Source organism: Anaerobacillus sp. 1_MG-2023, from assembly GCF_030547345.1.
Lineage (GTDB): Bacteria > Bacillota > Bacilli > Bacillales > Guptibacillaceae > Guptibacillus > Guptibacillus hwajinpoensis_B.
The window spans coordinates 250,359-275,152 of the sequence record NZ_JAUORD010000005.1 but is presented as its reverse complement, the minus strand read 5'-3'; the positions used below and the strand labels follow the sequence as shown (position 1 = coordinate 275,152).

The window sequence follows — 24,794 nt, the reverse complement described above, 5'->3', positions numbered from 1 at the left end:
TCTCTTTCAGGGAGGAAATGGAATTTTATTGAGAATACCGTCCGGCTAATAACAAACGTGATAAACTAGAAAGAAAGAATGGTTGGAGAATGGGGTGACATCTTGGTGAATATTGTTGCTGTAGCAAATCAAAAAGGCGGAGTGGGAAAGACGACCACTTCAGTGAATGTAAGTGCCTGTCTCGCCTATCTTGGTAAAAGGGTCTTGCTTGTTGACATTGATCCTCAGGGGAATGCAACAAGTGGCGTTGGGATTGAGAAAGGCGATATTGAAAAATGTGTGTATAACATCCTCGTAGATGACCTAGATGCTGGAGACATTATTCAGGAGACGATTGTTGAGAATTTGCACGTTATTCCTTCTACAATTCAGCTTGCAGGAGCAGAGATCGAACTTGTTCCCACCATTTCCCGGGAAGTAAGATTGAAAAGGGCGCTAAATAAAGTTGAAAAAAACTATGATTATATTATAATTGATTGTCCTCCATCGTTGGGGTTATTAACAATAAATGCTCTTACAGCTGCAGATGCAGTGCTTATTCCTGTCCAATGCGAATACTATGCACTTGAAGGACTAAGTCAGTTACTTAATACAGTACGACTCGTCCAAAAGCATTTAAATACAGAATTAAAGATTGAAGGAGTACTGTTAACGATGCTTGATGCAAGGACAAACCTTGGTATTCAAGTGATTGAAGAAGTTAAAAAGTACTTCCAAGAAAAAGTCTATCGAGTGATCATACCAAGGAATGTACGTTTAAGTGAGGCACCAAGTCATGGGAAGCCAATCATTGTCTATGATCCAAAATCTCGAGGGGCTGAATGCTATTTAGAACTTGCAAAGGAAGTGTTAGTCAATGACTAATCGTGGTTTGGGTAAGGGAATTAACGCCTTTTTCCCTTCCCAAAATGAGAACGAGACTGTGAGAGATATTCCCGTTAATGAGCTTCGTCCTAACCCTTATCAACCGAGAAAGAAGTTTAGTACTGAAGCGATTGAAGAATTAAGTGCTTCGATTCAAACTTTCGGTGTCCTCCAGCCATTAATCGTTCGTCAAAGCATTAAAGGTTATGAAATTGTTGTAGGTGAGCGGAGGTATAGGGCTTCTTTAGAAGCAGGTCTTACAACCGTTCCAGCTGTTGTGAAAGATTTAACAGACCGAAAAATGATGGAAATTGCCTTAATTGAAAACTTGCAGCGTGAGAATCTAAATCCGATTGAAGAGGCGCTTGCTTACCAAAAACTGATGGAAGAAACAGATGTGACACAGGAAGAATTGTCAAAACGCTTGGGTAAAAGTAGACCGCATCTCGCTAATTTCCTTCGTCTTTTACAGTTACCTTCTGAAGTACAGGAGTATATATCAGAAGGAAAGCTCACGATGGGGCATGGGCGGGCGATACTTGGATTAAAAAATAAAGAAGCTAGAAAGCCACTTGCGGATCGAGTTCTTAAGGAGAAATTAAACGTTCGACAGCTAGAGAAGTTAATTACGGAATTGAATCAGAACGTTTCACGTGAAACAAAGAGAAAAGAGAAGTCAGATCCGTTTCTTAAGGAAAAGGAAGATCACCTTCGTGAGCGATTTGGAACGTCGGTTTCAATTAAAAGAATGAAGAAAAAAGGTAAAATAGAGATTGAGTTTTTCTCAGAAGAAGATCTAAATCGCATATTAGAAGTGTTAGAGAAAGAAGATAATAAATAAAAGCATAAACTGACATTCAGTTTATGCTTTTATTCTAGCTTAGTAGAATTTGAAACGAACTTAATGGGGTGGTAATGTGATTTATCTTGATCAAGCGGCAACGTCCTTTCCTAAGCCGCCTGAAGTTGTTCAGGCTATGACTGAGTGTATGACCGAATACGCGGCAAATCCAGGTCGTGGTGGACATGCTTTATCCAAGCGCGCTGATAACATGATTGTACAAGCACGTGAACAGCTGGCTGATTTCTTTGGCTTTGACCAACCTGAACGCGTTTGTTTTACTGCAAACGCTACAGCAGCTCTTAATCAGGCAATAAAAGGTTTTTCCTTCAATGAAGGGGATCATGTATTAACCACTTCTTATGAACACAACTCAGTACGTCGTCCTTTAGAATATATGAAGAAAACTTCAGGAATTGAAGTGGATTATATTAATCTGGAGACGACTGAGGAATTTGATGTCGAGGCATTCTGCAATGCCCTACGACCTTCTACAAAAATGATTGTTGTTTCACATGGCTCTAATCTAACTGGTACAATTATTCCTATCGATGAGATTGGAAAAATAGCCAGAGAACATGGAATCACGTTTCTCGTAGATGCCTCCCAAACAGCTGGTATTATTCCTATTCATATGGAGCAAATGAGCGTTGATCTATTGGCTTTCCCAGGCCATAAAGGTTTACTTGGTCCGCAGGGTACAGGTGTACTAATTGTTAGCAAAGCGGTTGAGCTTAATCCTATATATCATGGCGGTACGGGGAGTAGTTCTGAGTTGGTTGATCAGCCATTAAAATACCCTGAACGGCTTGAGAGCGGAACCGTCAATACACCAGGAATTTCCGGGTTATTAGCAGGTCTCAATGCAGTGAAGAAAATGGGTCTTCATAAAATAAGAATGCATGAACTGCATTTAACTAAGCATCTAATAAATGGATTAAAAGAAATTAATTATGTGAAGGTGTATGGACCTAATAAAGAACGCCTTGGAGTTATCCCTTTTACTATTGAAGGAATTGATGCTCAGGAAATTGCAATTATACTTGATCAGCATTACGAGATTGCAGTAAGAGCAGGCCTACACTGTACTCCACTTGGACATGAAACGATCGGAACGAGCACTACTGGAGCGGTACGATTAAGTGTTGGACCTTATAATACAATTGATGAAATTAATAAAACCATCCAAGCAGTAGAAGAAATTGTTGAGGGGTACTTTGGCTGAGGAGATGTAGGAAATGGTATTATTAGGAACAGTTGTGAATGGTGCAGCCATTATTGCAGGTACGTTGATTGGCACGGTTAGCAGTCGCATCCCTGAACAAACGAAAACGACAATTATGCAGGGACTAGCTTTAGTTGTTTCTGTTATCGGACTACAAATGGCCATGAAAAGCGAGCAATTCTTAATTGTTATTGGCAGTCTAGTGCTGGGCGGTATACTAGGTGAGTATTGGAATCTAGAAGGAAAGCTGAATGATTTAGGGAAGTGGATTGAGAGAAAAACTGGTGCTGCTTCGGAAGGCAGCGTAGCTCAAGCTTTTGTAACAGCTACACTCGTTTACGTTGTTGGTGCTATGGCTATTCTTGGGGCACTTGATAGCGGCCTACGAAATGATCACTCAATATTATTTACAAAGTCTTTAATAGATGGTTTTACTGCAATTATGTTTACAGCAACGCTAGGTTATGGTGTATTGTTTTCAGCAATACCCGTCATGCTGTATCAGGGAGTTCTTGCTCTCTTTGCTGCACAGATAAACCAGTTTGTCCCCCAAGCCCTTCTCGATGCGTTTATTGCCGAGGTAACTTCTGCAGGAGGCATTATGATTCTAGCAATTGGATTGAACTTGCTCGGCATTGTTAAAATTCGAGTAGCTAACTTTCTCCCAGCTTTATTAATTGCAGCTATTCTTGTCTCAAGTTTGTATCTCATGCCTTTGATGTTTTAGAGTGGGATTATTTATTCAGTTTTTGTTAAGCAGTCAAAAATCAAGAAACCACACGATCTAGTAACAGAGATCTATATTAAAAAGTCCCGTACTCTGGTTTTGTAAATGACCAGGATACGGGTCTTTTTGTCGACGTTATGGAAGTTGAAGAAGGTCATCTCCCCAATTTAAGGCATTGTTCTTCTTAAGTGACATATTTGATCCATATGCTTCAATAGATTGATGAAGACTTATAGCCATAATATCAGCCATTTTCATAACTAAATTTAATCGTGTATTTTGCAAAACAAAGTATTCCATGAATCCACTAACATTCACGATCCCTGTTAAATGAATATCCCCAACTTCTGGGAGCTCTTTTTTAACTCCCGCACCTGGCTTCACAGGGCCCTCTCCTGCCGTAATAATTCCAACAGAGTGAAGACGTCCGAGACAAGCATCAATTCCGATAATAAATGGACGAGTGTGAGTCTGTTCAATTGATGTCATCACTTCATTTAAATTCACAGCATGAACTGGTGACTCAAGCGTACCGTATACTGTTGCTTTTGGTTGAAGGTGCTGCAATTTGCTTCCAACAAGCGGGCCTAAAGCGTCTCCCGTTGAACGATCCGTTCCGATGCAAACGATCACGATTGAATCTGTTCTTTTCGTTGGCAGCAGAAGCGAAATCCTCTCACTAAGTGTTTCTATAGCAAGATCATCCTCATGATGGATTCGATATGCAGCAGGTTTTTTTTGAAAAAACTTGTCTCGAAGATTCATAGGATTCTCTCCTTTGTAATAGTAGTAACAGTATACGGAATTTTGACGTGATCTATACATACAAGATCATTTCTGCCGTGGATTTTACTTCAATCGTATATCGAGTAAGACGAGGAGGGAATGCCATGATAAGCGGTGGAATGAAATGGTTGTTTCTTATATTAGGAACGATGATTGGTGCAGGCTATGCATCCGGGAGAGAACTGTGGCAATTTTTTGGTCATGAAAGCGTACTGGCTATCATTTTATTTACGGTAATGTTTTCGATTTGTTGTTATGTGATTATGAAAATAAGTTATGAAACGAAATCGACTCATTATTTGCCGATTTTAGAACGACTTGTGGGCAAAAAGTTAACCGGAATCTATGATTTACTCATTATCCTGTATTTGTTTACAACAACGATTGTAATGTTCGCGGGTGGTGGGGCAACGATGGAAGTGGTACATCTGCCGTATTGGTTAGGTATTTGTATTCTTGCTGTATTGGTCATTATCCTTTTCTTCTGGGATATCAATGGGATGTTATCAATGAATGCCATTATTCTTCCTTTGCTTATTATTCTCTTACTTTCAGTACTTGGATTGTTCATTCACTCGAATCCGTCAGCTATGCTTTTCAATTGGACAAAACAAGCAAACTGGCCAGCGGCTTTTACGTTCACAGCGCTCAATATTTTACCACTCGTCGCAGTCCTTTCAGCCGTCGGTCATCAAATTAAGCATAAAGGAGAAATTTGGATAGCGAGCGTTGGAAGTGGATTGATTCTCGGGGGAGTGTCTTTTCTTTATAATCAATCACTCATACAGGTGGCTCATGACCTTCTTTTATACGAGATCCCATTGTTTGCGATCTTAAAAACGTATCCGTACTATATGATTTTGATTATGTCTGTCTTACTATGGTTAGCCATATACACCACAGCTGTAAGTGGAGTCTTTGGTCTTACATCGAGATTTAGAGATTTGCTTGGTCTTCCTCTATGGATAGTCGCTTTTATTATTGTCATGATTATGCTTCCGTTTACTGCGTTTGGTTTTTCTACATTAATTGCTTTTTTATACCCTCTGTACGGCGTGCTTAATCTCTATATTTTAGCATCTATCTTGATTTTCCCAGTTCTTAAACGGTATGATTTGTTATCATAGTACTAAAAACTGGGAGGTATGTGGATTGGATTGGTTCGATTCTTTGTGGACGCCTACATATGAGTATTTATCCAATCGTGAGCTTTGGGGGAATATGGTCAAAAGTGCACTTACTATTTTAGCTATTTTAATCGGTACATGGATTTTTTTGCGAATAGCAAAATCAGCATTAGGTCAGATTTTCTCCATTCGTTTAAAAAGCCCCCTCCGGTTATCGGAACGTAGAGAAGCGACTCTCATAAGGTTGATTGAGAATGTTCTAACCTATGTTACTTATTTTGTTGCACTAGTTATGATTTTGAGTGAATTTGGCGTAGACGTTCGGACACTAATTGCTGGAGCCGGAGTGGTGGGTCTTGCTGTAGGTTTCGGGGCACAGAACCTTGTTCGTGATGTTATTACAGGTTTCTTTATTATTTTCGAAAAACAGTTTTCTGTTGGTGATTATGTCCGTATCTCTAGTGTAGAAGGATTTGTTGAAGAAATTGGACTACGCGTTACGAAAATTAAAAGTTGGACAGGAGAACTTCATATCCTACCGAATGGTAACATTAATCAAGTAACGAATTATTCTATTCATAACAGTATTGCTGTTGTTGATGTGAATATTGCGTATGAAGAACATATACAAGAAGCCGAGAAAGTAATCATTGATTTAATGGACGAGCTGTATGAGCAGTTTGATGCTATGATTGTGAAACCGGAATATCTTGGAGTCCAGCATTTAGGACAATCAGAAGTAGTTCTTCGTATTATCTCAGAAGTGCATCCAATGGAGCACTGGGTCATAGGGCGAGAAATCCGAAAAGCGGTTAAACAACGTTTTGATGAAATAGGTATTGAAATTGCTCTACCACGCGTTGTCATGTATCAGCGAGATGAGCAAGGTGAAGTGAAAGAAAAAGCATAAAGGGGGGGGAATCCTTATGTCTGATAAAGAATTTGGCTTGAATGACATTGTCGAAATGAAAAAAGCGCATCCGTGTGGAGAAAATCGTTGGAAAGTAATTCGAATGGGAGCAGATATCCGAATCAAGTGTCTCGGATGTGACCATAGTGTGATGCTTCCAAGAAAAGAATTCTCTAGAAAATTGAAAAAAGTTCTTGAGCATGCAGAATCTTGACCGTCCATTTTGGGCGGTCATTTTAATTATAGAGAAAGGGGGATGCTTGTTTTTTTGCTTTGTGATCTCTATAATTGGTAAGGTATGTCGTTCGTTGAACAAGATGATCAAAAAAGTCTATTTATGGCTCATTTAGCCATCTTTATTTTTATAAAAATCGCCTTCTAAGGCAGATACTTTAAAGGAGTGACCGAGATGGCATTAACCACCGGTATTGTAGGACTTCCGAATGTTGGGAAGTCAACTTTATTTAACGCAATTACACAGGCAGGAGCAGAGTCAGCTAACTATCCGTTCTGTACAATTGATCCGAACGTTGGAATTGTAGAAGTTCCAGATGAGCGTCTTCAAAAGCTAACTGAGCTTGTAAATCCAAAGAAGACTGTACCAACAGCTTTTGAATTTACAGATATTGCTGGGATTGTTAAAGGGGCAAGTAAAGGCGAAGGCCTAGGAAACAAGTTTCTTTCTCATATTCGTCAAGTAGATGCAATTTCTCAAGTTGTTCGCTGTTTCGATGATGAGAATATTACCCACGTTTCTGGTAAAGTAGATCCCATTTCTGATATTGAAACGATTAACCTTGAGCTAGTCCTTGCAGACCTTGAATCAGTAGAAAAGCGCATCGCCCGTGTTCAGAAAATGGCGAAGCAAAAAGATAAGGAAGCGCTAGCAGAATTTAACGTTCTCACAAAGCTTAAGGAAGCATTCGAAGAAGAACAGCCTGCTCGAAGCGTAGAGCTAACGGAAGAAGAAGAGAAAATTGTTTACGGCTATCATCTATTAACGAAAAAGCCTGTTCTTTACGTAGCAAACGTTGACGAAGATGATCTTCTGGACCCAACTGATAATGAATATGTATCTAAAGTTCGTGAATATGCTGCAAAAGAAGGCGCAGAAGTTATCGTTGTTTGTGCGAAGATAGAATCCGAACTCGCTGAACTTGAAGGCGAAGAAAAAGATGCATTTCTTGAAGACATCGGAATCTCTGAGCCGGGATTGAATAAATTAATTCGCGCTTCCTATGACCTTCTTGGACTAGCTACTTACTTCACAGCTGGTGAGCAAGAAGTTCGTGCGTGGACATTCCGTCTTGGAATGAAAGCTCCACAAGCAGCTGGTATTATCCATACTGACTTCGAACGTGGTTTTATCCGCGCGGAAATTGTAGCTTATGATGACCTAGTTGAAGCTGGGACAATGGCTATCGCGAAAGAAAAAGGAAAAGTTCGTCTTGAAGGAAAAGAGTATATTGTAAAAGACGGAGACGTGATCCATTTCCGCTTTAACGTTTAAGATATAGGGTCTTTTCTAAAAGATTGTTGTTTTGAAAGGGGTTTGTATAAAAATCCATACGTAGCTGATTGAAGCGGAAATTAACCAGTCTATAGATTCAATTTCTACGGGACTTGCTAATAAAGAATTAATTTGGTATAATCTAAAGCTGTGAGTAATTATCTTTGTATACTTACTCCTTGCTCTTAATTACCATTGAGAGCCGTTAGACCAAAAGGAGGTGAACGGAATGCGTAACTACGAAATTATGTACATTATCCGTCCAAACATTGAAGAGGATGCACAGAAAGCTCTTGTTGAGCGTTTCAACGGAATCCTTACAGACAATGGTGCGGAAATTAATGAAACTAAAGAAATGGGTAAGAAGCGTCTTGCTTATGAAATCGAGAATTTCAACAGCGGGATCTACATGCTTCTTAACATTAACAGTAATACTGAAGCGATTGAAGAGTTCAGCCGTTTGATGAAAATCAACGACGATGTTCTTCGTTTCATGACGATCAACCTAGAAGAAGCTAAAAAGTAATTGTTTTATAAATAGGAGGGGTTCTGATGCTGAATCGCGTCGTATTAGTTGGACGTTTAACAAAAGACCCTGAATTGCGTTATACCCCTAGTGGCGTAGCGGTTGCGAACTTTACACTAGCTGTAAATCGCCCGTTTACGAATCAGCAGGGAGACCGCGAAGCTGATTTTATCAACATTGTTGTATGGCGCAGACAGGCAGAAAACGCAGCCAATTTCTTGAAAAAAGGCAGCCTTGCTGGTGTAGATGGACGAGTTCAGACTCGCTCTTACGATAATAGCCAGGGACAGCGTGTGTTTGTGACAGAAGTGATGGCTGAAAGCGTCCAATTTCTCGAGCCTAAAGGTGCAAACCAGGGCGGTGGCGGAAGCGGCAACAGTAGCAACTACGGTGGCGGCAACCAAAACAGAGAAACCGGCGGTTACGGGAATCAGAACCAAAATCGTGATAACAACCGTGATCACTCCAATTTTGGAGATGACCCGTTTGCGAGCGATGGCAAGCCGATCGACATTTCAGATGATGACTTGCCGTTCTAATACTCTCTGTTTCGAGCGGTGAAAACAGAGATCGAATTTTAAATGCAAAGGAGGTAACTACCCATGGCAAGACCAGGTGGACGCAGAGGTCGTCGTAAAAAGGTTTGTTTCTTCACAGTAAACAAAATCACTTACATCGACTATAAAGATACAGATCTTCTTAAGCGTTTCGTATCTGAGCGTGGAAAAATTCTTCCACGTCGTGTAACAGGTACTAGCGCTAAATATCAACGTCAATTGACTCGTGCGGTTAAACGCGCTCGTCAAATGGCTTTACTACCATACGTACTTGGTGAGTAAGTCTAAAAACAGTGGGACATTGTCCCACTGTTTTTTTCTATACAAGTTTATTCTGAAATAATGTTTTTTACATTGTTGGAGAATAAGTGGTTTATGACTTCACATATTGAGGGAATAAGAACCTTACAAGAGATCTGTAAGGAGGAACCACAATAATGAAGAATGTGGAAACAACAACAATTAATCTGACAGAGCAGCTTAGTATGAACTCCCTTATGGCATTCGTAAAAAAAGCGAAGTCGTTTAACAGTCACGTGTCACTTTATCGTAATGGTCATAGCATTAACGCAAAGAACTTAACAAGCGTAATAACGTTCAATCTTACGGTGAAAGAAAATGACTCACTTCTTCTTATTGCTGACGGTGAGGATGCTACCGAAGCATCTATGCAATTAGAAGAATGGCTTCAAAATGAAATGGATAGCGCAAAAGAAGAGACTTTATCTCTTATGTAATACATAGTAGGCTGTTGAGAAAACAGCCTTTTCTTAATGCTTACTATTCAAATTAATGAAACATTTGCTGAAACGGGCAGAAATTCTTACAATGTAGTAAGGGGATTTCGACCCGTTTTTTTGAATTTCATAAGAGGTAGTTTATTGTATTCGTGTAAATACTGGTATCGTAGGGCGTGAGACTTAATGTAGATTTATTTAGTAGTCGAACGTTATCGTTCGCTTTACTGATCTAGCTGCAGTGGCCAGTCTCTCGATCACTTCACCTTTTCCTCTGAACACAAAGACCGTGTTCAAATGAAAAGGTTCCAGTGCTTGTCGAGCCTAATCGCCCACTTCCGCTTTACTGATCTAGCTGCAGTGGGCAGGTCCTCGAGTCGCTTCAACCTTTCATCCGAACACAAAGACCGTGTTCAAATGAAAGGTCTCCAGCGCTTGTCGGACCTAATCGCCCACTTCCGCTTTATTGATCTAGCTGCGCGGGCCAAATCCTTCGGCTGTTTCGCCCAATCGAATGAGGCAAAAAGCGCCTCAGTCTCTATGGGCTCCAACAGCTTGCGGATTTTAGCAGGCCCGCTCCGCTTTACTGAAAAGGAGTTAATGATGAAGAATCGTGCTGTTGTACCGTTAGTTGAAGGGGCTGCGCTTGCGGCTGTGTTTGCTGTTTTATTTTTGGTAACGATGTATGTACCCGTTGTTGGTGTCATTACTTTATGGGCTCTTCCAGTGCCGTTCATTTTAATGGTAGTTCGGAATGGGTTGAAGAGTGGATTGGTGATGTGGGCCGTCACTATTGTTATTGGGGTATTAACAGCTGGTATACCTTCGTTTGCTTTTACCTTAGTATTTAGTCTTGGTGGTTTAACTGCAGGGTACTTATATTATCTTCGTAAATCTGCGCTTGCTGTTTTACTTGGAAGTACCATTGCTTATGTTGTTGGTTTGGTTATCATTTTCGTTTCAAGTATTTTACTTATTGGTCAAAATCCAGCAGATTTATCTATGGAAATGATGAATCAATCTTTTCAACAGGCTGAGTCAATGGCGAAAGCTTTAGGAGGGAATTCGGATCAAATTGCTCAGGCTAGGGAGCAAATTAGTTTAATTCGATATCTTATCCCAACTGTTCTTGTATTAATGGGGGCAGTTATTGCGCTTATATCTCAACTTATTTCAGTGCCGATTTTAAAGAGGGTAGGGAATTTTCATCCACCAGTCTTTCCACCAATCCGAGAATGGTCATTTCCGAAGAGTTTTTTATGGTATTATTTAGTTGTTACTATTGTTATGATGGTAGGATTAGAAGAAGGATCTGCTGTATTTGTTGCATCCATTAACGTTTACTTAATACTCAACGCACTGATATTTGTTCAGGGGCTTGCAGTCATTTACTTTTTTAGCCATCAAAAGGGATGGCCCATCGTCGTGCCAATTCTGTTAACGGTTCTTGGCTTCGCACTAACATCATTTATTGTTATTATTGGAATAATTGATCTTGGTTTCGAATTGCGAAGGAGAATGAAATCATAGGTAGGAGCTGAAAGTATGCCAAAGTTTTTAACGAAACGGTGGCATGGTTATCATGTGGTAGCCTTGTTCGTCATTTCCATCCTGTTTATCGGCATCATCACCTATTACAACTGGATATTAGGGGTTGGAAGCGTAGTGGTCATGACGCTTCTTGTTTATACAGCGATTCGAGCTGAATCTTTATTTCAAGCTGCACTCAGGGATTATGTATCAACTCTGTCTCACCGTGTGAAGAAGGTGGGAGACGAGGCTCTGATGGAAATGCCTTTTGGAATATTGCTGTATGATGAGGATTATCACATCGAATGGACCAATCCATATTTGCCTATCATGATGGAGAAAGAGCAATTGATAGGACTTTCGTTGAATGATATATCGGAGCAAATTATTCCCTTTTTGAAGTCAGAAGCGAATGAAGAAATTTTAACGATCCATGATCGTAAGTACAAAACTTATTTCAAACAAGAAGAAAGACTTCTCTATTTCTTCGATGTGAGTGAAAAGGTAGAAATACAACGTCTTTATAGCGAAGAAAAAACGGTTGTTGGGATTGTTTATCTGGATAACTATGAAGAAGTAACCCAGGGACTGGGCGATCAGGTGCGTAGTAACTTAAACAGCTCTGTTACCTCGATTCTGAATAACTGGGCTGATGAGCAGGGAATATTCTTGAAGCGAAGTTCATCTGAGAAATTCTTTGCTGTATTAAACCAAAAGATCCTTCAGGATTTGGAGAAAAATAAATTCTCTATCCTTGATGAGGTGCGTGAAGCTACTTCGAAAGAGAACATTTCCATTACATTGAGTATTGGTATTGGTAGTGGTCACAGTACACTTACGGAACTTGGTCAATTAGCTCAGTCTAGTCTTGATTTAGCGCTTGGACGTGGTGGTGACCAGGTGGCGATTAAGCAGACAACCGGGAAAGTGAAGTTCTATGGAGGAAAGACCAATCCGATTGAAAAGCGGACAAGGGTTCGAGCACGAGTTATTTCTCACGCTTTAAGAGAACTTGTACTGGATAGTGATCAAGTCATTATTATGGGGCACAAAAATCCTGATATGGATTCCATCGGTGCTTCGATAGGTATATTAAAAGTAGCACAGGCCAATGGAAAAGAAGGTTCTATCGTTTTTGATCAAAATCAGCGGACAAGTGGTGTCTCAAGATTAATGGAAGAGATTGAAGGGAATGACCAACTTTGGGCTCGCTTTATTGATCCTGAAGATGCGCTCGAGAATTGTACACCGAATACGCTTCTAGTTGTCGTCGATACCCATAAACCTTCTCTTGTAATGGAAGAGCGCCTTTTACAAAAGCTTGATCATGTGGTCGTCATTGATCATCATAGACGTGGAGAAGAGTTTATTGAAGATCCAGTTCTTGTTTATATGGAGCCATATGCATCTTCTACAGCTGAACTTGTAACGGAACTCTTTGAATACCAGCCGAAAAGGCTCAAAATGGATATTATGGAAGCAACAGCTCTTTTGGCAGGGATTATTGTGGATACAAAAAGCTTTACGCTTAGAACCGGTTCTAGAACGTTTGACGCTGCATCCTATTTAAGGGCACATGGAGCTGATACTGTTCTTGTACAGGAATTTCTACGAGAAGACATTGCACAGTATATTAGGAGAGCCAGAATTATAGAGAAATCGCACATATATCGAAGCGGTATTGCGATTGCACTCGGTGAAAGAGATCAAACTTACGATCAAGTATTGATTGCACAAGCCGCAGACACGCTCTTATCAATGAGCGGCGTAATTGCTTCTTTCGTTATTTCGAAACGAACTGATGGTAAAATTAGCATTAGCGCAAGATCGCTTGGTGATGTTAATGTTCAGATTATAATGGAAGGCCTTAATGGCGGTGGACATTTAACCAATGCTGCGACGCAAATTGATTCTGGATCAATCGAAGAAGCAGAAGAATTGCTTAAGGAAACAATTGATAACTATTTGGAAGGGAGCGAAGATGAATCATGAAAGTGATTTTCTTAGAAGATGTAAAAGGTAAAGGTAAAAAAGGCGAAGTGAAAAATGTGGCAGACGGTTATGCTCGTAACCATCTGTTGAAGAATAATCTAGCTCTAGAAGCAAATAATGCAAATATGAAAACCTTAAAAGCAAAACAGCGCAGTGATGATAAAAAGGCTCAGGAAGAGCTTGATGAGGCAAAAGCGCTGAAAGAAACAATCGAAAGCCTTGAAGTTGAATTGGAAACAAAATCTGGTGAAGGCGGCCGTTTATTTGGATCCATTACAAGTAAAAATATTGCTGAAGAACTGAAAAAGCACGACATCAAAGTGGATAAACGTAAAATCGAGCTTGATGAACCAATCCGTTCACTGGGATACACGAATGTACCCATTAAATTGCACCATGATGTAACAGCAACTGTTAAAGTACATGTGGTAGAGCAATAATAGGTGATCACGGGTGGAAAATAGCGAAATGCTCAGGGGGAAAACAACATGAGTGATTTATTTGCTGATCGTACGCCACCTCAAAATATAGAAGCTGAACAAGCGGTAATCGGTGCTGTTTTCTTAGAAATTGATGCACTCACAACAGCAACGGAAGTATTGCAGCCAGAAGACTTTTATAGAGCGGCACATCAGAAGATTTTCTCTGTCATGATTGATCTCTCCGAGAAGGGTGAGCCTGTCGATCTTGTCACGGTTACATCAGAGCTGCAGGACCTTAAAATTCTTGAAGAAATTGGTGGAGTATCTTACCTAAGTGATCTGGCTAATTCAGTTCCTACGGCTGCGAACGTTGAGTATTATTCTAAAATTGTAGAAGAGAAATCAATCTTAAGAAGACTTATTCGCGCCGCCACAGATATAGCTTCTGATGGCTATGCGAAAGAAAATGAGATTGAAAACCTTCTATCAGAAGCTGAGAAATCCATTATGGAGGTTTCTCAGCGAAAGAATACAGGAGCTTTTATATCTATTAAAGATGTTCTTGTAACTGCCTATGATAATATTGAAATGCTACAAAACAGTACTGAAGATATTACAGGCATTCCTACAGGATTTTCTGAGCTTGATCGAATGACCGCAGGCTTTCAACGAAATGACTTGATCATTGTTGCAGCAAGACCTTCTGTAGGTAAGACAGCTTTTGCTCTTAACATTGCTCAAAACGTCGCTACGAAGACGGATGAAAATGTTGCGATCTTTAGTCTTGAGATGGGTGCTGAACAGCTTGTTATGCGTATGCTCTGTGCGGAAGGGAATATTGATGCACAACGTCTTCGAACAGGTGGACTGACAGGAGATGACTGGCAGAAGCTGACGATGGCTATGGGGAGTCTTTCAAATGCCGGTATTTATATCGATGATACTCCTGGTATTCGAGTTGGTGATATTCGTGCTAAATGTCGACGCTTGAAGCAGGAGAAGGGCCTTGGCATGATTCTAATTGATTATATGCAGCTTATACGTGGTAATGGATCTGGGGAGAACAGACAACAAGAAGTTTCCGAAATATCGAGGTCCTTAAAAGGCATAGCACGTGAACTTGAAGTACCTCTCATTTCACTATCACAGCTCTCTCGTGGAGTTGAGTCGAGACAGGATAAAAGACCAATGATGTCTGATATACGTGAATCTGGAAGTATTGAGCAGGATGCTGATATTGTCGCGTTCTTATACCGAGATGATTATTATGATAAGGAATCGGAAAATAAAAACATTATTGAAATTATTATTGCAAAGCAGCGAAATGGTCCAGTTGGAACAGTAGAGCTTGCGTTTGTGAAAGAATACAATAAATTCGTTAACCTGGAAAGGCGTCATGATGAAGGTGACATGCCACCAGGTGCCTAAAAAAGCCTCTTTTATGAGGCTTTTTTATTATAGTTCACAAAAATGAGCATAATAAAAGCACTACATTTGTCTTATTTTTATTCGAAGGGAATAACTAAATAACGAACATAATTATATTTATTTATATAATTGTTCGGGTTTGTTGACTTACAACCATCAAATTGGTACACTTACCCTGGGTTTTTTAAAAAAAGAAGTATGCTTCTTGATGAATTAATCGTAGGAAGCATCTGGAGGTGCTCAAATGCCATCAGTAGTTGTGGTAGGAACACAGTGGGGCGATGAAGGTAAAGGAAAGATTACGGATTACCTCTCGGAAAATGCAGAAGTTGTCGCTCGTTATCAGGGTGGAAACAATGCAGGACATACAATTGTATTTAATGATACGAAGTACAAACTTCACTTGATTCCATCAGGAATTTTTTATGACGATAAAATTTGTGTCATTGGAAACGGAATGGTTGTTGATCCAAAAGCTGTTCTTGAAGAACTTGCCTATTTACATGAACGCAATATTAATACAGATAACCTGCGCATTAGCAATCGCGCACATGTTATTCTTCCTTACCACTTGAAGCTTGATGTCGTGGAAGAAGAGTACAAAGGCGAAAATAAAATTGGCACAACGAAAAAAGGAATTGGCCCAGCATATATGGACAAAGCTGCAAGAGTGGGAATCCGTATTTGTGATCTTCTTGACAGAGAAGTATTTGAAGAGAAGCTGGAGCGTAACCTAACTGATAAAAATCGTCTTCTAGAGAAAATGTATGAAGTTGAAGGCTTTAAAAAAGAAGATATTCTTGAAGAATACTACGAGTACGGCCAAAAGATTGCAAAGTATGTTGTAGATACTTCGGTGGTCCTTAATGATGCCATTGATGAAGGGCGTCGTGTTCTATTTGAAGGTGCACAAGGTGTCATGCTTGATATCGATCAGGGTACATACCCGTTTGTAACATCTTCAAATCCAATTGCTGGTGGGGTTACAATTGGTTCAGGTGTAGGACCTAGTAAAATCAATCACGTTGTTGGTGTTTCGAAGGCTTATACGACACGAGTAGGTGACGGCCCGTTCCCTACTGAGCTTCATGATGAAGTAGGCGACCAAATTCGTGAAGTAGGAAATGAATATGGTACAACGACTGGCAGACCGCGCAGAGTTGGCTGGTTCGACAGCGTTGTAGTACGACATGCTCGCCGCGTAAGCGGAATTACCGATCTTTCTCTAAATTCCATTGATGTACTGACTGGCATCGAAACGCTTAAAATTTGTACAGCCTATAAGTACAAAGGTGAAGTTATTGAAGAGTTCCCAGCAAGCCTTAAGGTTCTTGCTGAATGTGAACCTGTTTATGAAGAAATGCCTGGTTGGACAGAAGATATTACTGGTGTGAAAAACCTTGGTGATTTACCACCTAACGCACGTCACTACATTGAGCGTGTTTCACAATTGACAGGTATTCCATTATCAATCTTCTCAGTAGGTCCAGACCGTAATCAAACAAATATGATTCGTGGGGTTTTTGCTTAATTGATCGAGCTGGCAGCTGAGACTGCCAGCTTTTTTTAGAACATTAGAAGTTGGAAAATTCTGCGGAAAAACGATTTTTGTGGTAAACTTGGACTATCAAAATTGTTAAACTTTGATGAGGTGTTCGCATGAGTCGCAATAAAAGACAGGTCTTTCGTCAGCAGCTTGACGTTCCTTTTGCTGCAAGGATGAGAATTATTGAAAAGAACAAACCTGTCGCTACGGATTTTAACCATAAAATTTATATTCATGATATTGGACTCGAAGGTATTGGTTTTTCTGTAGATTTCGAAGCGCCAATGCATACGAATATGGAGTTTTCGATTAAGTTAAATGATGAACCATTTCGCATTACAGGTGAAGTGGTCTGGGGGAAGCCAAACAATCCTAATGATCCAAACACAAGAGCAAGTCACTTTTTTGGTGTAAAGTTTCATCTCAAAACGGATAAAGAATCCTCACTCATTTTTCAAGAGGTCAATCGTTTCGCCATTAAACGTCATCGTCGGAAACAAGAAATTCGTGAATTGATGAAAGAGCGATTAAATAAACAGGCAAAGGGGTAAATTAAGACAGGGTTAACTTACTCCATGGCTGTTTTTTTATTTTCTTTTCAAGATCTCTTGCTTTTTATGAAATCCAATGATATGATAAATCTTGTCGTCGTTACAAGATACTTATGACGAGCCATTAGCTCAGTTGGTAGAGCATCTGACTTTTAATCAGAGGGTCGAAGGTTCGAGTCCTTCATGGCTCACCATTTTCTTTAGATGAAAATGATACATATCGTCGCGGGGTGGAGCAGTTCGGTAGCTCGTTGGGCTCATAACCCAAAGGTCGCAGGTTCAAATCCTGCCCCCGCAACCAAAAATTTAACTGCGTCGATTAATCTTCCTTGTTAAATTTTTATCGGAGTCCCTTCAGGGGAAACCTAAACGCATAACTTGGTATGATTTCTCTCAAACGTAAGTGAACAATATTTGAATGGTCTCGTGGTGTAGCGGTTAACATGCCTGCCTGTCACGCAGGAGATCGCGGGTTCGATTCCCGTCGAGACCGCCATTTAATCTATTAAATGGAATTAGTAATATGGCTCTGTAGCTCAGTCGGTAGAGCAACGAGCAAAGCTTCATTGAATTTCCGACGAGTTGTCCCGACACAGCTAGCTTCAAAGCAAGGCTTGTAGAGGAAGGGACAGAGGTTTTACACAGCATAAGCTGATGGACAGTATAACTTATATGGCTCTGTAGCTCAGTCGGTAGAGCAGTGGACTGAAAATCCACGTGTCGGCGGTTCGATTCCGTCCGGAGCCACCATTATTTTTCAATTAACAACGTACATATATCGCATATCTCTCATTGAGGGGTATGCGTTTTTTTGTAGATTTTTTAAAAGCGAACTATTTACTGCAGACGTGATCCTTATTTAAAGTGTAAGACAATTGATGAAGAACCTTCCAATTTTCTGGTATGAGTTGCCACGATCGTGACGAAATGACTACATTTTTATTACAAGTTGAGTATTTGTACCCATGTGACTTCCTGTATATGATAAAGTGCGAAACATGAGTAAAAAAGATAGTTTTAGCTATAGCAGGGGGAAGTCGCATGAAAAAAATAAATGTACGTCGTTTTATACAACTTTCGGTCATAGTAACGAGTGTTAGTACACTTTTTTGGATAGAACCAGTTGGTGCATCAGTTTATAATCTCATGAAGCCTGTTTATCACGTTTATATAGATGGAGAAAACGTAGGCACTGTAGATAGTCGAGCGGTGTTGAACGAAAATATAAAGGAATTAAAAAACGAACAAAAGGCAAATGGTGTGAAGTTATCAGTTGAGAATGACGTGGAGGTTGTGACGGAACGCTTATTTAAACCTTCAGTTGATAATAAGGAAGCACTCGAGCAATTAGATAAAGAAATTACGTTTACTGGTGAAGGGTATACCCTATCTTTTGATGGAGAGCAGGTAGGGAGCTTCGTGAGTGAGGAACAAGCAAAAGATGCTCTATGGGAGTACGCTAAGTCCTTACTTACTGATGATAAAGTGAAGGAAATTGAGAAAACAAGTATGAATGTATTCGAATCAGGTGAAAAGCCTCATCCGATCGATGCTGTTGAGCTCTCACAACCGTTTACAGTTGAAAAGAATGAAGTGAATCCAGAGGATATTTTAACGGAGGAGGAAGGAGTGTCCCTCCTTAAATCAGGTTTTGAAGAAGAGGTAACATATAAAGTTACAGAAAACCAATCTCTTAAACAAGTAGCTAAAAAGTTTAAGATGGATGTTAAAGATCTAATGGAGAAAAACAACCTTTCTAGTGAGGATGAGATACAGAAGGGTGATCAATTAAACGTTCTTGAGAAGAATAAATTTGTAAACGTGATAGAAACGGTAGAAATTGAAAAAACAAAAGAAATTCCATATCAAGTTACTAAAAAGAAAAGTGATTCTCTCTTAAAGGGTGAGAAGAAAGTAACGCAAGTTGGAGAAAAGGGTAAGAAGACTGTTACTTATAAAGTAAAACGTGAAAATGGAAAAGCCGTTGAAAAGAAAGTAGTTAAAGAAGACGTATCTAAGGAACCTGTAGATGAGGTAATTAAAATTGGAACAAAGGTAATTCCATCAAAAGGAACTGGTTCATTTGCATGGCCTGCTGTAGGAGGAACAATTACAAGTAAGCAGGGCGATCGCTGGGGATCTTACCATAAAGGTATCGATATTGCTGGGGTATCGGATAAAACAATCCGTACAGTGGATAATGGAAAGGTTACAGCTGCAGGTACGCGAAGTGGTTATGGCAACCAGGTTACTGTTAATCACAATAATGGTTTAAAAACAACTTATTCTCACCTGGCGTCCATTTCTGTCTCAGTTGGCGATACGGTTCAGAAAGGTGATAAAATTGGAGTTATGGGTACTACAGGGGATTCAACAGGTATTCATCTTCATTTTGAAGTATATAAGAACGGTGATCTTGAAAATCCAATGAATTACGTGAAAAAATAACCTTCAGTGAAAACTGAAGGTTTCTTTTATGACTTCCTGGCGAAAGATGTGTTTGAATGGCGAATGTATTAGTAGGATTTCATAAGCCATTAGACAACGGTGTTATAAGACGAAAGAGAAAGGACGTAGCGTTTCTCTTATAGAAGTTAAGGGAAGAGCGGTAGGGAATCGTAATAAAACCTACATAATATGATAAAATAGACAAAAGTATGCATGTTTCATATCAACGGTAAATTGATATTGTCATATCAAAGAAGGAGCGTTCATAATGGACAAGAAAATTCTTGTTGTAGATGATGAAAAACCAATTGCAGATATTCTGCAATTTAATCTTGAGAAGGAAGGCTTTACAGTGGTTTGTGCTTACGATGGAGATGAGGCCATTGCTAAAGTTGAGGAAGAGAATCCGGATATGATTCTTCTTGATATTATGTTACCTCAACGTGACGGAATGGAAGTTTGTCGTGAAGTTCGTAAAAAGTATGAGATGCCAATTATTATGCTAACGGCAAAGGATTCTGAAATTGATAAAGTGCTAGGTCTTGAGCTTGGTGCTGATGATTATGTCACAAAGCCTTTCAGTACACGTGAGCTTATTGCGCGTGTGAAAGCTAATTTGCGCCGTCGTCAACAGGAGCCTGAGAAAGAATCTTCACCGAATTCGCTTATTAAAGTGGGTGCGCTAACGATTCATCCAGATGCTTATCTTGTTACGAAGCGTGAAGAATCAATTGAGTTAACACATAGAGAATTTGAATTGCTACATTATTTATCAAAACATATAGGTCAAGTTATGACCCGAGAGCATTTGTTACAAACTGTTTGGGGATATGATTATTTTGGCGATGTTAGAACAGTAGATGTAACAGTACGTCGATTACGCGAGAAAGTCGAAGATAATCCAAGCCATCCGACATGGATTATTACAAGACGTGGCGTTGGCTACTATATGCGTGAACCGGAACAGGAGCAGTAAACTTTAGATGGGAAAGGTCGGTTTTTTTAAATCCATTCATTTTAAGTTTGCGATTGTTTATGTTCTTCTTATTCTTGTGGCCATCCAGTTTATCTCTGTTTATTTTAACGACAAGTTAGAAGAGCAGTTTCAGAGTAACTACGCTAGTTCCATTCGCGATCGTGCTGAACTTCTAGCTGATAATGTCTCTGATCAGGTGAATAGTAAGAGCGATGAAGAAGATGATACGATTAATAACTTGATTAGAAATTTTAGCCAAAATGAAATTCGTCAAATTCTAGTAGTTGATTCATTAGGTCAAGTAGTCGGTACGCTTAATGATGATGGTCTCGAAGGAACACGTGCGACGAATGATTTCGTGGATAGTGCACTAAATGGTGTAGCTGAACAAGAAATTCTTCTTGATAGTGAAGGAGAGCGGTTTTTAGCTTATGGCTATCCTATTAAAGGTGAAACGAACACCACTGTTGGAGCGGTGTATATTCAGGCAAATATGAATCAGGTATTTGAACAAGCAGATGAAGTGAATAGTTTATTGGCTCAATCTGCCTTGATTGCCCTGGTACTGACAGGCCTACTTGGTATTATTATCTCTCGTACGATAACAAGGCCAATTTCGGATATGAGAAAACAAGCACTTGTGATGGCCCGAGGCGACTTCACTCGAAAAGTGAAGGTGTACGGAGAAGATGAGATTGGACAGCTTGCGTTAGCCTTTAATGATTTAACAAGAAGGCTTCAAGAAGCTAATGCCATTACAGAAGGTGAGCGACGTAAACTTACATCTGTGCTTGCTTATATGACGGATGGTGTTATTGCTACAGACCGAGAAGGTATGATCATTCTAATGAACGATCGTGCTGAGGAAATGATGAACGTTTCACGTGAAACGGTTCTTGGAACATCACTAAACAAAATTCTTCAGTTCGCTGAAGAGAAGACGTGGGATGATGTTTACAATGGTCCTGACTCAATGATTCTAGATTTAAGTGATGATCAACAAACGTTTATTATTCGAGTTAACTTTTCTATTATCCATAAAGAAGACGGTCCAATTAATGGATTGATTGCTGTCCTTCATGATATTACAGAGCAAGAACAGCTTGAACAGGAACGACGTGAATTTGTAGTGAATGTGTCACATGAGTTACGTACGCCTCTTACAACGATGAGAAGTTACCTTGAGGCGCTTCAGGAGGGAGCATTACAGGATCCTGAAATTGCTCCGCGCTTCTTAAGCGTCACGCAAAATGAAACAGAGCGTATGATCAGGTTAGTTAATGATCTATTACAGCTTTCTAAAATGGATAAGAAAGAGTATCATCTTGAGTTTACGGAAGTCGATTTCGTTGAGATGTTTGATCATGTGCTTGATCGCTTTGAGATGTCGAAGCGAGAGAATATTGAAATTGTTAGGCAGCTTCCGCGTTTAGCGATTTACACAAAAGTGGATAAGGACAAAATGACACAGGTGCTTGATAACATTATTTCTAATGCGATTAAGTACTCCCCGGATGGAGGTACTATCACAGCAAGATGCTGGACGATTGGGAAGAAGATCCGAATCAGCATCAGTGATGAAGGTGTTGGCATACCCAAAAATAATCTTTCGAAGATCTTTGATCGGTTCTATCGTGTAGATAAAGCTCGCTCACGGCAGCTTGGAGGAACTGGACTTGGTTTGGCTATTGCCAAGGAAATGATCCATGCCCATCATGGGGATATCTGGGCAGAGAGTAAGTGGGGACATGGAACAACGATCTACTTTACTCTCCCTTATAAGCGAATAAGGGAGGTCGAAGACAAGTGAGAATGACGAAGAAACAATTTGAGAACTTTAAAACCGTTTTACTCAATGTTCTCGTTTTAACTAGCTTGTTTCTAACGTGGCAGATTTGGACATTCGAACCTGAGTACGAAAAGGAAGCTGCTCCTACAGAAGCAAGTCCTGTTGGTATTAAGGAAGTAAGTATCAATGAAGTTGTAAAACCAAATCAGCTCGTTTATCACATTGATAATCAACATTTTACTTCCTTTTATTCCAATACCATTGATTCTTTTTACAATGAATTTATCTCCGGAATGAAAATCAAGTCCTTTACGATGGAGAATGATATGAAAAGTATACGGGAGACCGGCAATAGCGTAGAGCTTATTTTTCCAACATTGCTTTCAAATGACGTTTTGAAGAAACTAGTGAGCATTTCGAAAGACGATATTCCTTTGTCGACATTCGATCGCATTATCATTCCGTCCATTGCATCAGGTAAAAACAATGAAATCATTTTCCTCAATACAGCCAATGGTGATGGAATGCGAGCTACGGTTGAAGCCTCGAATGATATAAAAGAATGGTATTCAAACGTCTTCTCTTCTTTTGAGGTTAATAGTAGTGAAGCTGAAGAAAATAAGATTTTTCGTGCCAAACCGTTTCAAGTTTCTGACGAGCTACCGACCTTTTATATTCCGATACAAGGTCCTTCTTTAACGACGTTCGGAGGAAGTTCCGATGAGCTAGCAAATGAAGAAGATTTTAAAGAAGCGCTTTTTCCTGAACAAGATCGTGTTGAGAAGAACTCATTCAACAATATTTCTGATCTTTATACTGACGGAAGCCGAGACTTAACGTTTAGTCATGAAAATGAATTTATGGTGTTTAAGAATCCACCTTCTACAACAAGTCGGTATGTATCGAATGAATCTCCTATTCTGGATGCCTATGGATTTATCAATAAGCATTTTGGTTTTCGTATCACCGATTACGATGATGATGAATATGTGCTGAACGAATGGATCAGATCTTCTGATAACAATACAGATCAAATTACCTTCCGACTATATACCGGTGGCTATCCAGTTTATAGCTCTTCAACAGAAGATCTTGATGAGATTGATGTAACCCTTGAAAATGATGATGTTAGCACGTACAAGCGAATGTTGAAGGTTATTCAATACGCTAGAGAAATTGGAGATCGTAAGCTACCGAATTATGAAGAAGTCCTTTCTCTACTAGACGAGGGAAGTTTTAAGAAAACCGAAATACAAAACATAACAATGGGTTTCACAATTGACCGGTCAGCAGAACAAAATTATGAGTTTACGCTTATTCCCCAATGGTATGTGAAGTTGAACAATTCCTGGACACCGCTACAATCCATTAGCAATGAACAGGGAGGGGAATCAGTTGGATTGGAATAGAACGAAAACGATATTAATATTAACGTTTCTTGTGTTTAATATCTTTCTAGCTAGTGATTTATTTAAGAAGCAAACCGAATTAAGTGATCTCGAGCAGTATGAGCAGGTTACGATTGAAGATCAATTAAAAAATTTAAACGTAACGTATGAGAAAAACCTTCCTGTTCAAACGGAGAAGATGTCTTTCATTAGTGGAGATGTTCATGAATTTACAGAGCAAGAAGAGAAAACGTTAGAAGAGGGAACAAGTCAGGACATTACGCTTGATGGACGAAAGTTAATCTCCACTCTTAAGAAGCCGTTCCCGATAAGCGATCCGGACGAGCCTTCTGCCTTTTCAATATTTCTAGAGACGTATGTGTATGAAGGTGGGAAGTATCAGTTTTACGCCCGTGATGAGAATAATCCAAACATTATTTATTTCGCGGAAACCTTTGAAGATCGTCCTATTTATAGCCAGGATTCAGGTATGCTAATTGTTACGCTTGAAGATGACAAGGTTGTCTCTTATACGCAAACATACTTGAACTTAAAGAAAATCGGCAAAGAACGTAAAATCGATCCAGCTTCTGAAACGATTGGGCTTCTTGTGAATCAGCAGGATATTTCTTTAAATGACAAAGTAGATGACATGTCAATTGGCTATTACACAACAGTTACGAACGAGGATGACCGCGATACATTTGTTTTCGTTCCAACGTGGCATGTTGTCGTTAAGAACGAAAACAAGGATAAACCAATTCAGAACTATTATGTCAATGCGATTGAGAAAACAGTCTTTAGTGATCCTAAAGAGGTCGAAACCAATGAGCAAGAGGATGAGGAGGATTCAGATGACAGTGAGAAACCGGATCCTTCTAAGCCTAAAACGGTAACAAGCGATAAGTAGGAGA

24 protein-coding genes and 4 tRNA genes are annotated in these 24,794 nt (G+C 39.7%); 27 read left to right on the top strand and 1 reads right to left on the bottom strand.

Features of this window, described 5'->3' with window-relative positions; translation table 11 throughout:
- Window positions 1-78 precede the first annotated feature (78 nt).
- The 4 genes from Q4550_RS11550 to Q4550_RS11535 all read left to right on the top strand — a co-directional run bounded on the left by Q4550_RS11550 (window position 79) and on the right by Q4550_RS11535 (window position 3,657).
- Entirely contained in the window at window positions 79-864 is a 786-nt protein-coding gene (locus tag Q4550_RS11550; protein ID WP_371017943.1) for a ParA family protein, read from the top strand.
- Window positions 857-1,705: a ParB/RepB/Spo0J family partition protein gene (locus Q4550_RS11545; protein WP_303532805.1), complete on the top strand. Its 849-nt coding sequence runs from the start codon at window positions 857-859 to the stop codon at window positions 1,703-1,705. The genes Q4550_RS11550 and Q4550_RS11545 overlap by 8 nt, the downstream gene beginning before the upstream one ends.
- Window positions 1,706-1,781: 76 nt before the next feature.
- The gene (locus tag Q4550_RS11540; RefSeq protein ID WP_303532804.1) at window positions 1,782-2,930 is read left to right on the top strand and encodes an aminotransferase class V-fold PLP-dependent enzyme; all 1,149 of its coding nucleotides are present in this window, start codon (window positions 1,782-1,784) and stop codon (window positions 2,928-2,930) included.
- 13 nt (window positions 2,931-2,943) lie between these two features.
- A complete protein-coding gene (locus Q4550_RS11535; protein WP_303532803.1) occupies window positions 2,944-3,657 on the top strand; it encodes a DUF554 domain-containing protein in 714 nt (237 codons plus the stop codon).
- A 135-nt stretch (window positions 3,658-3,792) separates the two neighbouring features.
- On the opposite strand, the gene yyaC is transcribed toward Q4550_RS11535, so the two are convergent.
- Window positions 3,793-4,422 (bottom strand): spore protease YyaC, encoded by a 630-nt coding sequence (gene yyaC, locus Q4550_RS11530; RefSeq protein ID WP_303532802.1) that lies wholly within the window; start codon window positions 4,420-4,422, stop codon window positions 3,793-3,795.
- A gap of 125 nt (window positions 4,423-4,547) precedes the next feature.
- Here yyaC and Q4550_RS11525 point away from each other — a divergent pair, with 125 nt between their 5' ends.
- From Q4550_RS11525 to Q4550_RS11415, 23 genes are all read left to right on the top strand, one after another.
- A complete protein-coding gene (locus Q4550_RS11525; RefSeq protein ID WP_303532800.1) occupies window positions 4,548-5,570 on the top strand; it encodes a YkvI family membrane protein in 1,023 nt (340 codons plus the stop codon).
- 25 nt (window positions 5,571-5,595) lie between these two features.
- Entirely contained in the window at window positions 5,596-6,480 is an 885-nt protein-coding gene (locus tag Q4550_RS11520) for a mechanosensitive ion channel family protein (RefSeq protein WP_371017940.1), read from the top strand.
- 16 nt (window positions 6,481-6,496) lie between these two features.
- Window positions 6,497-6,694: a DUF951 domain-containing protein gene (locus Q4550_RS11515; RefSeq protein ID WP_194218156.1), complete on the top strand. Its 198-nt coding sequence runs from the start codon at window positions 6,497-6,499 to the stop codon at window positions 6,692-6,694.
- A 195-nt stretch (window positions 6,695-6,889) separates the two neighbouring features.
- Complete coding sequence (gene ychF / locus Q4550_RS11510) at window positions 6,890-7,990, top strand: redox-regulated ATPase YchF (RefSeq protein WP_303532798.1); 1,101 nt, start codon at window positions 6,890-6,892, stop codon at window positions 7,988-7,990.
- Window positions 7,991-8,219: 229 nt separating this feature from the next.
- Window positions 8,220-8,516: a 30S ribosomal protein S6 gene (gene rpsF, locus Q4550_RS11505; protein WP_194218158.1), complete on the top strand. Its 297-nt coding sequence runs from the start codon at window positions 8,220-8,222 to the stop codon at window positions 8,514-8,516.
- Between the two features lie 26 nt (window positions 8,517-8,542).
- Entirely contained in the window at window positions 8,543-9,055 is a 513-nt protein-coding gene (gene ssb / locus Q4550_RS11500) for a single-stranded DNA-binding protein (RefSeq protein WP_194218159.1), read from the top strand.
- Window positions 9,056-9,118: 63 nt separating this feature from the next.
- Window positions 9,119-9,355 carry a 30S ribosomal protein S18 gene (rpsR, locus tag Q4550_RS11495; RefSeq protein ID WP_048311135.1) on the top strand — a complete coding sequence of 79 codons (237 nt, stop codon included), beginning with the start codon at window positions 9,119-9,121 and terminating at the stop codon, window positions 9,353-9,355.
- Between the two features lie 155 nt (window positions 9,356-9,510).
- Window positions 9,511-9,810 carry an HPr family phosphocarrier protein gene (locus Q4550_RS11490; protein ID WP_194218160.1) on the top strand — a complete coding sequence of 100 codons (300 nt, stop codon included), beginning with the start codon at window positions 9,511-9,513 and terminating at the stop codon, window positions 9,808-9,810.
- Window positions 9,811-10,413: 603 nt separating this feature from the next.
- Entirely contained in the window at window positions 10,414-11,340 is a 927-nt protein-coding gene (locus tag Q4550_RS11485) for a YybS family protein (protein WP_303532794.1), read from the top strand.
- Between the two features lie 15 nt (window positions 11,341-11,355).
- Window positions 11,356-13,332, top strand: coding sequence for a DHH family phosphoesterase (locus Q4550_RS11480; protein ID WP_194218162.1), 1,977 nt, complete (start codon window positions 11,356-11,358; stop codon window positions 13,330-13,332).
- Window positions 13,329-13,772, top strand: a complete 444-nt coding sequence (rplI, locus tag Q4550_RS11475; RefSeq protein ID WP_194218163.1) for a 50S ribosomal protein L9 — start codon at window positions 13,329-13,331, stop codon at window positions 13,770-13,772. Before Q4550_RS11480 ends, rplI begins: the two co-directional genes overlap by 4 nt.
- A gap of 48 nt (window positions 13,773-13,820) precedes the next feature.
- Window positions 13,821-15,182, top strand: coding sequence for a replicative DNA helicase (gene dnaB / locus Q4550_RS11470; protein WP_194218164.1), 1,362 nt, complete (start codon window positions 13,821-13,823; stop codon window positions 15,180-15,182).
- A 244-nt stretch (window positions 15,183-15,426) separates the two neighbouring features.
- Window positions 15,427-16,713: an adenylosuccinate synthase gene (locus tag Q4550_RS11465; RefSeq protein WP_194218165.1), complete on the top strand. Its 1,287-nt coding sequence runs from the start codon at window positions 15,427-15,429 to the stop codon at window positions 16,711-16,713.
- A 128-nt stretch (window positions 16,714-16,841) separates the two neighbouring features.
- Window positions 16,842-17,279, top strand: a complete 438-nt coding sequence (locus Q4550_RS11460) for a PilZ domain-containing protein (RefSeq protein WP_303532791.1) — start codon at window positions 16,842-16,844, stop codon at window positions 17,277-17,279.
- Window positions 17,280-17,397: 118 nt separating this feature from the next.
- A tRNA-Lys gene (locus Q4550_RS11455) sits at window positions 17,398-17,473 on the top strand.
- A 30-nt stretch (window positions 17,474-17,503) separates the two neighbouring features.
- Window positions 17,504-17,580, top strand: a tRNA-Met gene (locus Q4550_RS11450).
- A gap of 119 nt (window positions 17,581-17,699) precedes the next feature.
- Window positions 17,700-17,775: transfer RNA gene (locus tag Q4550_RS11445), tRNA-Asp, on the top strand.
- Window positions 17,776-17,953: 178 nt separating this feature from the next.
- A tRNA-Phe gene (locus Q4550_RS11440) sits at window positions 17,954-18,029 on the top strand.
- Between the two features lie 291 nt (window positions 18,030-18,320).
- Window positions 18,321-19,727 (top strand): peptidoglycan DD-metalloendopeptidase family protein, encoded by a 1,407-nt coding sequence (locus Q4550_RS11435; RefSeq protein ID WP_303532789.1) that lies wholly within the window; start codon window positions 18,321-18,323, stop codon window positions 19,725-19,727.
- A 268-nt stretch (window positions 19,728-19,995) separates the two neighbouring features.
- A complete protein-coding gene (gene yycF, locus Q4550_RS11430; RefSeq protein ID WP_098445599.1) occupies window positions 19,996-20,703 on the top strand; it encodes a response regulator YycF in 708 nt (235 codons plus the stop codon).
- Window positions 20,704-20,710: 7 nt separating this feature from the next.
- On the top strand, window positions 20,711-22,513 hold the full coding sequence (gene walK / locus Q4550_RS11425; protein ID WP_194218168.1) for a cell wall metabolism sensor histidine kinase WalK: 1,803 nt from the start codon (window positions 20,711-20,713) through the stop codon (window positions 22,511-22,513).
- A gap of 2 nt (window positions 22,514-22,515) precedes the next feature.
- A complete protein-coding gene (locus Q4550_RS11420; protein ID WP_303532844.1) occupies window positions 22,516-23,901 on the top strand; it encodes a YycH family regulatory protein in 1,386 nt (461 codons plus the stop codon).
- Window positions 23,888-24,790 carry a two-component system regulatory protein YycI gene (locus Q4550_RS11415; protein ID WP_303532784.1) on the top strand — a complete coding sequence of 301 codons (903 nt, stop codon included), beginning with the start codon at window positions 23,888-23,890 and terminating at the stop codon, window positions 24,788-24,790. The genes Q4550_RS11420 and Q4550_RS11415 overlap by 14 nt, the downstream gene beginning before the upstream one ends.
- Window positions 24,791-24,794 lie beyond the last annotated feature (4 nt).

Coding starts and splice junctions, on each gene's coding strand:
- Q4550_RS11525 (WP_303532800.1), top strand. CDS start 4,548: ATGATAAGCGGTGGAATGAAATGGTTGTTTCTTATATTAGGAACGATG.
- ychF (WP_303532798.1), top strand. CDS start 6,890: ATGGCATTAACCACCGGTATTGTAGGACTTCCGAATGTTGGGAAGTCA.
- ssb (WP_194218159.1), top strand. CDS start 8,543: ATGCTGAATCGCGTCGTATTAGTTGGACGTTTAACAAAAGACCCTGAA.
- Q4550_RS11485 (WP_303532794.1), top strand. CDS start 10,414: ATGAAGAATCGTGCTGTTGTACCGTTAGTTGAAGGGGCTGCGCTTGCG.
- yycF (WP_098445599.1), top strand. CDS start 19,996: ATGGACAAGAAAATTCTTGTTGTAGATGATGAAAAACCAATTGCAGAT.
- rplI (WP_194218163.1), top strand. CDS start 13,329: ATGAAAGTGATTTTCTTAGAAGATGTAAAAGGTAAAGGTAAAAAAGGC.
- Q4550_RS11480 (WP_194218162.1), top strand. CDS start 11,356: ATGCCAAAGTTTTTAACGAAACGGTGGCATGGTTATCATGTGGTAGCC.
- dnaB (WP_194218164.1), top strand. CDS start 13,821: ATGAGTGATTTATTTGCTGATCGTACGCCACCTCAAAATATAGAAGCT.
- Q4550_RS11435 (WP_303532789.1), top strand. CDS start 18,321: ATGAAAAAAATAAATGTACGTCGTTTTATACAACTTTCGGTCATAGTA.
- Q4550_RS11420 (WP_303532844.1), top strand. CDS start 22,516: ATGACGAAGAAACAATTTGAGAACTTTAAAACCGTTTTACTCAATGTT.
- rpsF (WP_194218158.1), top strand. CDS start 8,220: ATGCGTAACTACGAAATTATGTACATTATCCGTCCAAACATTGAAGAG.
- Q4550_RS11515 (WP_194218156.1), top strand. CDS start 6,497: ATGTCTGATAAAGAATTTGGCTTGAATGACATTGTCGAAATGAAAAAA.
- walK (WP_194218168.1), top strand. CDS start 20,711: ATGGGAAAGGTCGGTTTTTTTAAATCCATTCATTTTAAGTTTGCGATT.
- Q4550_RS11535 (WP_303532803.1), top strand. CDS start 2,944: ATGGTATTATTAGGAACAGTTGTGAATGGTGCAGCCATTATTGCAGGT.
- yyaC (WP_303532802.1), bottom strand. CDS start 4,422: ATGAATCTTCGAGACAAGTTTTTTCAAAAAAAACCTGCTGCATATCGA.
- Q4550_RS11460 (WP_303532791.1), top strand. CDS start 16,842: ATGAGTCGCAATAAAAGACAGGTCTTTCGTCAGCAGCTTGACGTTCCT.
- Q4550_RS11465 (WP_194218165.1), top strand. CDS start 15,427: ATGCCATCAGTAGTTGTGGTAGGAACACAGTGGGGCGATGAAGGTAAA.
- Q4550_RS11490 (WP_194218160.1), top strand. CDS start 9,511: ATGAAGAATGTGGAAACAACAACAATTAATCTGACAGAGCAGCTTAGT.
- Q4550_RS11545 (WP_303532805.1), top strand. CDS start 857: ATGACTAATCGTGGTTTGGGTAAGGGAATTAACGCCTTTTTCCCTTCC.
- rpsR (WP_048311135.1), top strand. CDS start 9,119: ATGGCAAGACCAGGTGGACGCAGAGGTCGTCGTAAAAAGGTTTGTTTC.
- Q4550_RS11550 (WP_371017943.1), top strand. CDS start 79: ATGGTTGGAGAATGGGGTGACATCTTGGTGAATATTGTTGCTGTAGCA.